This is a genomic window from Lelliottia sp. 7254-16, assembly GCF_002922995.1.
GTDB classification, from domain to species: Bacteria; Pseudomonadota; Gammaproteobacteria; order Enterobacterales; family Enterobacteriaceae; genus Enterobacter; species Enterobacter jeotgali.
In genome coordinates this window covers 116,747-127,041 of record NZ_PQVS01000013.1, presented here as the reverse complement: position 1 = coordinate 127,041, position 10,295 = coordinate 116,747, and the positions used below count along the sequence as shown (strand labels likewise).

The 10,295-nt window shown below is 54.3% G+C and carries 10 protein-coding genes, 1 tRNA gene and 1 rRNA gene; 5 read left to right on the top strand and 7 right to left on the bottom strand.

Annotated elements, in window-relative coordinates; genetic code table 11:
• Positions 1-102, top strand: a 5S ribosomal RNA gene (gene rrf / locus C3708_RS17160); the annotation flags it as partial.
• A gap of 280 nt (positions 103-382) precedes the next feature.
• Here the strand turns inward: rrf and C3708_RS17155 are convergent.
• Positions 383-458 (bottom strand) — tRNA-Phe (locus C3708_RS17155).
• Positions 459-628: 170 nt separating this feature from the next.
• On the opposite strand from C3708_RS17155, the gene C3708_RS17150 reads away from it, so the two are divergent.
• Both C3708_RS17150 and C3708_RS17145 read left to right on the top strand, forming a co-directional pair.
• Positions 629-1,474: an AraC family transcriptional regulator gene (locus C3708_RS17150; RefSeq protein WP_103948107.1), complete on the top strand. Its 846-nt coding sequence runs from the start codon at positions 629-631 to the stop codon at positions 1,472-1,474.
• Positions 1,475-1,510: 36 nt separating this feature from the next.
• Positions 1,511-2,101, top strand: coding sequence for a LysE family translocator (locus C3708_RS17145; protein ID WP_103949852.1), 591 nt, complete (start codon positions 1,511-1,513; stop codon positions 2,099-2,101).
• Here C3708_RS17145 and C3708_RS17140 read toward each other — a convergent pair.
• The 5 genes from C3708_RS17140 to aspA all read right to left on the bottom strand — a co-directional run bounded on the left by C3708_RS17140 (position 2,098) and on the right by aspA (position 7,670).
• Positions 2,098-2,673 carry a transcriptional regulator gene (locus C3708_RS17140; RefSeq protein WP_095280448.1) on the bottom strand — a complete coding sequence of 192 codons (576 nt, stop codon included), beginning with the start codon at positions 2,671-2,673 and terminating at the stop codon, positions 2,098-2,100. The two genes, C3708_RS17145 and C3708_RS17140, sit on opposite strands and share 4 nt — an antisense overlap.
• Positions 2,674-2,720: 47 nt before the next feature.
• Complete coding sequence (locus tag C3708_RS17135) at positions 2,721-4,406, bottom strand: protein-disulfide reductase DsbD (protein WP_103949851.1); 1,686 nt, start codon at positions 4,404-4,406, stop codon at positions 2,721-2,723.
• Positions 4,382-4,705: a divalent cation tolerance protein CutA gene (gene cutA, locus C3708_RS17130; protein WP_103949850.1), complete on the bottom strand. Its 324-nt coding sequence runs from the start codon at positions 4,703-4,705 to the stop codon at positions 4,382-4,384. Before cutA ends, C3708_RS17135 begins: the two co-directional genes overlap by 25 nt.
• 111 nt (positions 4,706-4,816) lie before the next feature.
• Positions 4,817-6,118, bottom strand: a complete 1,302-nt coding sequence (locus tag C3708_RS17125; RefSeq protein ID WP_103949849.1) for an anaerobic C4-dicarboxylate transporter — start codon at positions 6,116-6,118, stop codon at positions 4,817-4,819.
• Between the two features lie 115 nt (positions 6,119-6,233).
• A complete protein-coding gene (aspA, locus tag C3708_RS17120; protein ID WP_103948109.1) occupies positions 6,234-7,670 on the bottom strand; it encodes an aspartate ammonia-lyase in 1,437 nt (478 codons plus the stop codon).
• A 334-nt stretch (positions 7,671-8,004) separates the two neighbouring features.
• On the opposite strand from aspA, the gene C3708_RS17110 reads away from it, so the two are divergent.
• The gene (locus C3708_RS17110) at positions 8,005-8,475 is read left to right on the top strand and encodes an FxsA family protein (RefSeq protein ID WP_165790650.1); all 471 of its coding nucleotides are present in this window, start codon (positions 8,005-8,007) and stop codon (positions 8,473-8,475) included.
• 85 nt (positions 8,476-8,560) lie between these two features.
• Here the strand turns inward: C3708_RS17110 and yjeH are convergent, their stop codons facing one another.
• Complete coding sequence (yjeH, locus tag C3708_RS17100; protein WP_095280454.1) at positions 8,561-9,799, bottom strand: L-methionine/branched-chain amino acid transporter; 1,239 nt, start codon at positions 9,797-9,799, stop codon at positions 8,561-8,563.
• Between the two features lie 178 nt (positions 9,800-9,977).
• Between yjeH and C3708_RS17095 the strand changes: the two genes are divergently transcribed.
• Positions 9,978-10,271, top strand: coding sequence for a co-chaperone GroES (locus C3708_RS17095; RefSeq protein ID WP_003855929.1), 294 nt, complete (start codon positions 9,978-9,980; stop codon positions 10,269-10,271).
• Positions 10,272-10,295: the final 24 nt, after the last annotated feature.

Genomic DNA, 10,295 nt, shown 5'->3' with positions numbered 1-10,295 from the left:
CGCGGTGGTCCCACCTGACCCCATGCCGAACTCAGAAGTGAAACGCCGTAGCGCCGATGGTAGTGTGGGGTCTCCCCATGTGAGAGTAGGGAACTGCCAGGCATCAATTAAGTGAAGAGGTCATCCGCAAGGATGGCCTTTTTGCGTTTTTGTCCTTTCTCAAAAATCCTCCAAACATACTGATCTCATTAAAACTCAGCGCAGAATACTGCTCCTGTCATAGCTTTTATAGCTTCTGGAACGTACAGATCAGGTGATTTAAAGGAGGAATGTTGGCAATGCTCAGGCAAGAAGAGTGGATATTTTACGTTGGTGGGGGCGGCCAAAACTACCGAATCCCCAAAAGCAAAAAACCAGCCCGTAGGCTGGTTTCTTTAAATAGTGGTGCCCGGACTCGGAATCGAACCAAGGACACGGGGATTTTCAATCCCCTGCTCTACCGACTGAGCTATCCGGGCAACGGAGCGCATTAAACCCTAATCCCGTTTGCCCGTCAACCCTAATTCGGGAAAAGCTGTTCAACTGCTTAACTTTACGGCAATCTGTCGGTTCCCGCAGCGAAATTGCACAAATCTTCCAGACAAAGGTCGTGCGAAACAGCAATGCTGGCAGTTGAGAGGAGGGCGGTATGGCGAACGACTGGCTTGAGCTACGTCAGCATGCAGATACAGGTATTGAAACCATTAAAGCGCACTTTGAAGGCCATGCCTTCGACCCGCACTGGCACGACAGCTATCTGGTGGGCATCACGCTTTCTGGCACCCAGCAGTTCCATTGCCGTCGCGAACGTCACCGGAGCCATCCGGGTGATGCCTTTTTGCTTGAACCCGGTGAAATCCACGATGGCGATGCACCGGTCGATGGTGGCTTCACCTATCTGACGTTCTACCTTGACGAGCAGTGGCTGAACAACACGCTACACGGGCTATATGAATCGACCCCCGGTAGTTATTCCCTGCATTTTGCGCAAACACTAACGCGCGAGCCGCAGCTGGTTCGTTCCATCGGTGAGACATTTAACTCATTGCATCAGGATGAAATGAAAATCGTCCAGCAGAGTACGATGGATAACTTACTGGCGCAGATCACCTCCCATTGCCACTGGCGGAAAAAGTTGCCCTCGCAGCTGCAAAGCGCGGCGGTGGCACATCGGGCACGCGATTACCTGTATGCCCATATGGGCGAAAATCTTGGGCTGTCAGATCTGGCGCGCGAGACGGGAACCGACCGCTTTACCCTGACTCGCTGTTTTAAACGCGAGTTCCACCTGGCACCGCACGCCTGGCTAATTCAGCTTCGACTGGCGAAAGCCCGTCAGATGCTGGCGCGTGGAGATCAGCCTGTGGCGGTAGCCGCATCGCTCGGTTTTGCCGACCAGAGCCATCTTGGGCGCTGGTTTCAGCGGGCCTATCGCATCACTCCTGCCCATTACCGAAAGTTGTGCACAAACCTTCCAGACGTTTCCAGTAAATAGCGGCACAGTCAGAGCTCCAAAAATAAGGAGCTACCTGTGAATCTGATGCCGTTTCTGCTGTTTGCTTTTGTCGCCTCGATAACACCAGGCCCGACCAACATCCTCATTCTGACCAATAGCCAGCACTATGGCGTGAAGGCGACCCTTCCCGCCCTTGTGAGCGGCTGTGTTGCAGCCAGCGCCATCGTGCTGGTCTCCGGTGCAGGTGCCGGAGAAATCCTGCGCCAGTACCCTCTAATTCGTCAAATGATGAGCTGGGCGGGTGTGCTGTGGTTAAGCTGGATGAGCTGGCAGCTGTTCAGTGCGCCAGCGGCAAATCTGACCAACGGTTCGTATCATCGTTTTACGGCGCGTGCGGCCGCGCTATTACAGGTGGTCAACCCAAAGACATGGATGATGGCACTGGCAGTGGTGAGCCTGTTTGCGCCGGTGGGAGATCACACGTTGCGGGACGTCGCGCTGATGGCGCTGTGGTTCTTAGTGATTTCGATTGGATGTCTGATGTGCTGGGCGTGGCTGGGCAAGGCGGTGAACCGCGTGTTTCGCACCACCGTGGCGATGGTGCGATTTCAACGCGTAATGGCCCTGTGCTTGCTTGTTTCTGCGTGGGCTGGGATGCTGGCTTAAGTCAGTGCGCCACCCATGCGGCACTGGGCAAAACGCAGAATATCTTCCGCCAGACGGTGTGCTGTTTCGACGTCAGTCAGACTGCGGTTGACCAGCATACGGCTCAGGCAGCCTTCCAGCACCAGTTCCATCTGTTTGGCCACCATCGCCGGATCGTCGACTTCTAGCGTCGTGAGCAGCTCGTGCGTAAAGTCGTGAGCGGCGCTTTTCTGCTGATCAGCCAACTGATGGATTGGATGGCCCGGATCGGGATAAAAAGTACAGGCAGCGATAAACAGGCAGCCCGGATAGCGATTATTACGAACGCAATCCGCCAGCGCAGTGTAGCGCGCCAACACTTTCTGCTCTGCCGTCAGCTCTTCGTTCAGCATCAGCTGTCTGCGCCAGATGTCCACTTGCTGGCTAAGGTAACGCAGGGCGTCGTAAAGCAGCGCCTCTTTGTCTGGCCAGAAGCGCCTAAGTTCATCCAGAGGATAATCGATGCGTTCGGCGACCATCTCAAGCGTGGTATTGGCGATCCCTTGTACTTCAAGTAATTGCAGGGCTTGCCCCAGTACGTCTTCACGTTGCACGGTTTTCTCCTCCCAATGCTAACGGTTTCTCCCGTTAACAGTGTCGTTTACGGCTGGCGATCGCGCAAATGTGCGCTGAATGCGGTTGCGTCCATAAATCCGGTCACACGCCCGGCGGGCTGCTCTTTGCCCTGTTCATTAAAGAACAGAATAGTCGGCAGGCCGAGCACGTTGAGTTCCTTCAGCAGGGCCTTGTCCTGCGCATTATTGGCCGTTACGTTAGCCTGCAACAGAACGGTATCTTTCAGCGCGTTTTGCACCTGCGGATCGCTGAAAGTGTATTTTTCGAACTCTTTACAGGCCACGCACCAGTCGGCGTACAGATCGAGCATCACCGGTTTGCCTTTAGCCTGCGCCAACGCGGTATTCAGCTCATCAACGCTGCTGATTTGCGTGAAGTTAAGATGTGCCTGTGTTTGAGCTGTCGTCGCGCCAAACGCCCAGTCCTGAAGCGGACGCGCACTTACCAGCGCAGCGGCAAGCAGAACAATCTGCACCATCCGCATCCACGGCTTTTGCGCGGACAGGCTAGTGATAAATGCCCAAGCGAAGAACGCAACGCCAAGAATGGCCCACAAACGCATCCCCCAGATATCGCCAATCACACGCTCCAGCAAGAATACCGGCAGGGCAAGAATCACAAAACCGAACGCCGTTTTCACCGTCTCCATCCACGGACCGCTTTTCGGCAACAGGCGATTGCCGAACACGGTGACCAAAATCAGCGGCAAGCCCATGCCCAGCGCATAGAGATAGAGTGTCCCGCCGCCGAACCACATATTCCCGCTCTGGGCGATGTACAGCAGGATGGCGCTCAGCGGTGCGGTGGTGCAGGGTGAGCAGATCAACCCGGCGATCGCCCCCATCACGAACACGCCGCCAGCAGAACCGCCCTGTTGACGATTGCTCATCAGCGTTAAGCGCGTCTGCAGGGACGACGGCAATTGCAGCGTGAACAGCCCAAACATCGACAGTGCCAGCAGGGTAAAGACTACTGACAGCCCGATGAGCACGTAAGGATGCTGAAGTGCGGCCTGAAACTGAAGCCCTGCAGCAGCCACCACAAGGCCAAGTGCGGTATAGGTCAGCGCCATTCCCTGCACATAGATAAAGGCCAGCAGCAGCGCACGGGCGGTGGATAAACGCTGTTTACCGCCGAGAACGATACCGGAGATAAGCGGGTACATCGGCAATACGCATGGCGTAAAGGCGATGCCGATCCCGATCAATAACGCCCAGAACGCAGAGAAAGGGAGTTCCGCGCTCTTTTCACTCGGTTCCTGAGAAGGGGGCGCAGAAGGCGCCGCCACGACTTCACTCAGCGGCACCACTTTGGTTTCCGGCGGATAACAGAATCCTGCATCAGCGCAGCCCTGGTACGTCACCGTCAGCGTCGCCCCCTGGCTTGCCTGACTTACCGTAAGCGGCACACTCAACTGATGGCGGTAGATTTCGCTTTTGCCGTAGAACTCATCTTCGTGCCACTCGCCCGCAGGCAGCTGAGGCTCGCCAATCGTCGCATTCGCTGGGGTGAAACTGACCTGCTTGCGATACAGGTAGTACCCGTCTTTGACCTGCCAGTTCAAATTCAGATCGTGCTGGTTTTGCTGGAAGTCGAAAACAAACGCCTGGTCGGCAGGGATGAAAGTAGAGCGGCCGGGCGCGTCAAACAATCCGGCAAAAACTGACGTGCTGCACAGCAGCAAGATCAGCGTAAAGAAGCGTTGAGCCATGAGAGATAATCGTTATCGCCGTGGACGACTGGCAGCACCAGCAGTTCCGGGGTTTGGTAAGGATGATGAGATTTGAGGCAATCAAGAAGAGCCTGTTGATGCGCGACGTTGGTTTTCAGCAGCATCTGGACTTCATACTCCTGTTCCAGCTTGCCTTCCCAGTAGTACATCGAGGTGGCACCGGGAAGAATAGTCACGCAGCCCGCGAGCTGTTCTGCCAGCACTTTGGCGGCAAGCTCCTGGGCAGTGGCTTCATCGGGTGCGGTACAGAGTACAACGACAGCGTCAGGTGTATTCACTACTCGACCTCCTCATCGTGAAAAAAATACTATATCACGCTGGGCCAAGGGGTATGAATGAATCGGGCCGCTAAGCGGCCCGATGATAACTATTTCTACATCTACAGTATTTTAGAGAATAAAACTGCCAATGACGAAGCCGAAGCAGACAGAGAACACCACGCCCATCGTGCCCGGAATAAAGAACGGATGGTTAAACACGAAGCGCCCGATACGGGTGGTGCCGGTATCATCCATCTGCACCGCCGCGACCAGCGTCGGGTAGGTTGGCAGAATAAACAGGCCGGAAACGGCGGCAAAGGAAGCAACCGCCGTCAGTGGAGAGACGTTCAGCGCCAGCGCCATCGGCATCAGCGCCTTGGCGGTTGCAGCCTGAGAGTACAACAGCGCGGAGGCCACAAAGAAAATGACTGCCAGCAACCACGGATGACCCTGAATGACCGAGCCCGCTGTCTCTTTAATCCAGTCGATATTGTTAGAAACGAAGGTATCGCCGAGCCATGCCACGCCGAGGATACAGATACAGGCACTCATCCCCGCTTTAAAGGTACTTGAGCTGAGAATGCTGTCCGTTTCCACACCGCACAGCACGGTGGTTAGCGTCGCAACGCTCAGCATAATAATCAGGATTGCGTTAGTCGTGTTCATCAGCGGTGTTGCGACCAGGCCGAGACTTGGGCTGTTGACGATGGCATAAATCACCACGCACACCACGCCGAGCAGGAACAGCAGTACCGACAGTTTGGCGCGCGGTTTGATCTCCACTTTGTTTTCGCCGCGCAGCTCAATTAAACCTTCTTCAAGACGTTTCAGGTATACCGGATCGTCGGAAAGTTTAGAGTTAAACATCATGGTGACCAGGAACGACATCAGCAGCACGGCCAGCAGCGTCGATGGGATCACCACGGAGAGCAGATGGATGTAGCTTACGCCGTGGCCTTCCATCACTGAGGACATGTAAACCACCGCAGCGGAAATCGGCGAGGCAGTGATCGCAATCTGCGCGGACACGACGGCGGTCGACAGCGGACGGCACGGTTTGATGCCTTGCTCTTTCGCCACTTCGGCAATAACCGGGAGTGTTGCGAGGGAGATGTTGCCGGTACCGGCAAAAATAGTCAGGAAGTAGGTGACAATTGGCGCAAGGATCGTGATGTACTTAGGGTTTTTGCGCAGTAACTTTTCGGTTTGGTTAACCAGATAATCCAGGCCACCCGCGATCTGCATCGCCGAGATCGCTGCAATCACCGCCATGATGATGAAGATAACGTCAAACGGGATTTTCCCCGGTGCGACACCAATGGCTGCGAGTACCAGCACGCCGAGCCCGCCAGCATAACCGATACCAATCCCCCCTAGTCTGGCGCCGAGAAAAATCGCGGCCAAAACGATAATCAGCTCAATGACAATCATAATCGCTTCCTTGAATGTTAGATGTTGGATACATAAATGTTATTTTTGTGATGTCCTATAAAAGCAAAAAGGCACGTCACAAGTGACGTGCCTTTCGGAAGTTTAACCCGAACTGTTATTGTTCGCTTTCATCGGTATAACGTTTCGCTTTGTAGGCCGGGTGCATCAGGTTTTGCGCCGAGAAGATATCATCCAACTCAGCTTCTGTCAGCAGTCCACGCTCAAGCACGACTTCGCGCACGCTCTTACCGGTTTCAGCACAAATCTTCCCGACGATATCGCCGTTGTGGTGGCCAATGAACGGGTTCAGGTAAGTGACGATGCCGATAGAGTTATAGACGAAGCTTTCGCACACTTCTTTGTTTGCCGTAATACCGTTAATGCATTTTTCCAGCAGGTTGTAGCACGCGTTGGTCAAGATATGGATGGACTCAAACATTGCCTGGCCAATCACCGGTTCCATAACGTTCAGCTGCAGCTGACCCGCCTCGGAGGCCATGGTCACGGTAATGTCGTTCCCGATGACTTTGAAGCACACCTGGTTCACCACTTCTGGCACTACCGGGTTCACTTTGGCTGGCATGATGGACGAACCGGCCTGCAACTCTGGCAGGTTGATTTCGTTCAGGCCAGCGCGTGGACCGGAAGAGAGCAGGCGCAGGTCATTACAGATTTTGGAGAGTTTAACCGCCAGACGTTTCAGCGCACTGTGCACCATGACGTAAGCGCCACAGTCGGAAGTCGCTTCGATCAGGTCTTCCGCTGGCACAACCGCCAGATTAGACACTTCTGCCAGTTTCTGCACTGCCAGCTGTTGGTAACCGTCTGGGGTGTTCAGGCGAGTCCCGATGGCGGTCGCGCCAAGGTTGACTTCCAGCAGCAGCTCGGAGGTGCGCAGGATGTTGCGGGTCTCTTCGTTCAGCAGCACGTTGAACGCGTGGAACTCCTGGCCGAGGGTCATCGGCACCGCATCCTGCAACTGGGTACGGCCCATTTTCAGAATGTCCTGGAACTCAACGGCTTTACGCTGGAAGCCATCGCCCAGTTGGTTAATCGCGTCAATCAGTTTCACCACGGAGGCATAAACGGCGATACGGAAACCGGTCGGATAGGCGTCGTTGGTGGACTGGCACTTGTTAACGTGGTCGTTTGGATTGAGGTACTGGTACTCACCTTTCTGGTGGCCCATCAGTTCAAGACCGATGTTAGCCAGAACCTCGTTGGTATTCATGTTCACGGATGTGCCCGCGCCGCCCTGATAGACGTCAACCGGGAACTGGTCCATGCATTTGCCGTTATTCAGCACTTCATCACACGCGGCGATGATGGCATTTGCAGCGCTTTTCGGAATGGTTTGCAGCTCTTTGTTTGCCAGGGCTGCGGCTTTCTTCACCATCACCATGCCACGCACAAACTCAGGGATGTCACTGATTTTGTTGTTGCTGATGTAAAAGTTTTCAATCGCTCTCAGAGTGTGAATACCGTAGTAGGCATCCGCTGGAACTTCCCTGGTACCCAACAAATCTTCTTCGATACGAATGTTGTTTAACATGTGAACCTTCTTTTAAAGCGGCCGATGGATTGTACTAAACACACAGTAGATATGTGGTTTTCAATATTTGCTGACCGACGATTATTCCCTCAATCAGCCAGATACTCGAGATCATATGCTGATGATAGCGAATTGCCGTAATCTGGATCACTTATTATCGCCCTCATCTCATGATAATTATTAATCTGTGAAATGAATCACCGCCTGAATATTTCCAGAAAAAATATCCGTGCAAACCGATTGAAATTTGGCTAACCGTCTCCATTTCAGAAAGACGCGAATCGCAAACCCATTCGGACAGAGGCCAGAGGCGTCTGCCACACAGGAGAAACCAGTGCGCTGGATACCTTTTATTGCCATTTTTCTCTATGTTTACATTGAGATTTCTATTTTTATCCAGGTCGCCCACGTGCTGGGTGTCCTGCTGACCCTGATCCTGGTGATATTCACGTCGGTGATAGGTATGTCGCTGGTGCGTAATCAGGGTTTCAAAAATTTCCTGTTAATGCAGCAAAAAATGGCGGCGGGAGAGAGTCCTGCGGCGGAGATGATCAAAAGCGTGTCGCTGATTCTTGCCGGTCTGCTGCTGATTCTGCCGGGCTTCTTCACCGATTTCATTGGTCTGTTACTGCTGTTGCCGCCGGTGCAAAAACTGCTGACCATGCGACTGTTGCCGCATCTACGCTTTAACCGTATGCCTGGCGGGGGATTTAGCACCGGTCCGGGGAACGGGGAAACCTTTGACGGAGAGTACCAGCGCAAGGACGATCAGCACGACCGTATTGATCATAAAGACGACCGTTGATATGTGTTGCCCGGTGGCACTGCGCTTACCGGGCCTACGGTTTGTGCTCTTGTAGGCAGGATAAAGCGCAGCCGCCATCCGGCAATTAAACCGCACCACGCTTCGGCAAGAACCCCCACAGCCCCGCCAGCATCACGATGGCATACAAACTCTTCCAGCCAATCATTACCAGCAGAAGTAAACACAGTACCCCGCCGATGACCGCCAAAACGTTAAAGCGTCCTTTCAGTAATCGACACCCTGCCAGCATGCACAGCAGATAAATCATGATGAAAATGCCGTTGGCGTAAACGATCAGCGCGTCCAGATTGATGTTCAGCCAGTAGATACCCAACGTGCTCAGCACGCAGCAGCCCAGCACCGCGTTCAGTGCATTCAGCGGCAATTGACGTTTTGACAGGCGCGACAGGCGACTCTCCGGTTTGTACTGCGCCTGGGACCAGACCAGGCGGGCGAAACTCTGAATATAGATGTTCAGGCTGGCGAAGCAGGCGAGATAACCAATCACGCAGGCAATCCACAGAGCTTTGACACCAAACAACTGCACCACAATACCAGGTAGCGAAGCCGCCGCAGCCGCCTCAGCGCTGTAAGCGTTGAAATGCAGCACCAGCACCGTACAGGCCCAGTAAACCGTTCCCGCCAGCAGCAGGCCAATCATCAGGGCGCGGGGGAAATCGCGCTCCGGCTGTTTGAATTCCGACGCCAGATGAGCAAACGCCTCCAGCCCGACAAAACACCAGAACATCACCGAGAGTGCGGCGAAGAGCTGAGAATGATCGACGTCGGTGATGGCCGGGAAGGGAATTTCGCCGACATGGATGTCGCCTGCCCACCAGATGGCAGCAATCAGCGCGACGATCAGCACCGCAACCAGCGTTTGCAGATTGGCGCTGGAGCTGGCGCCGCGCGAACCCACCCACCAGACGATCGCCAACGTACCCAGCTCGGCAAACAGCAGCTGTTCGTCGTGCCAGCCAAACAGCGCCTGACCAAAACCGGTTGCAATATGCAGGGCGGCAGGAAGACCAACAGGAATGACCGACAGAAAAAGCCAGCCGGTGACGCGCTCCAGCCGTGGGCCAAACGCCATGCCGACAAAATGCGCCACGCCGCCGGCGCTGGGGAAATGTCGCCCGAGCGTCGCAAAGACAATTGCAATCGGGAACACCAGCACAATCAACACTGGCCACGCCCACAGACTGTCATTGCCCGCCACCAGTGCCGCCAGCGCAGGTACGGCAAATACTCCGGTTCCTAACAAGGAGGTGGAGAGTAAACCAACACCCTGCGCCAGCCCTAGCTCCTGTTTGAGTCCACTCATCGACGTCGTCCTGCCACCATCAAAAGAGAGGCGATGGTAACACTTTCACAAATTTTTTTTCGCCTGCCCCTTGAAGGGGCAAAATCCGACCCCCATCTCTCAGGGCACCAGTCGGTAAACCTTTTACGGCCCGGCGTCTTCCATAACTGATAATGACTTTCTCAAAGGAGAGCTATCAATGAGTATTCGTCCGTTACATGATCGTGTGATCGTCAAACGTAAAGAAGTTGAAACCAAATCTGCGGGCGGCATCGTTCTGACCGGTTCTGCAGCAGCCAAATCAACTCGTGGCGAAATCATCGCTGTCGGTAAGGGCCGCATCCTGGAAAACGGTACAGTGCAGCCGCTGGACGTTAAAGTTGGCGACATCGTGATTTTCAACGATGGCTACGGCGTGAAATCCGAGAAGATCGACAATGAAGAAGTGTTGATCATGTCCGAAAGCGACATCCTGGCAATTGTTGAAGCGTAATCCGCGAAACGATACTGAACGAAT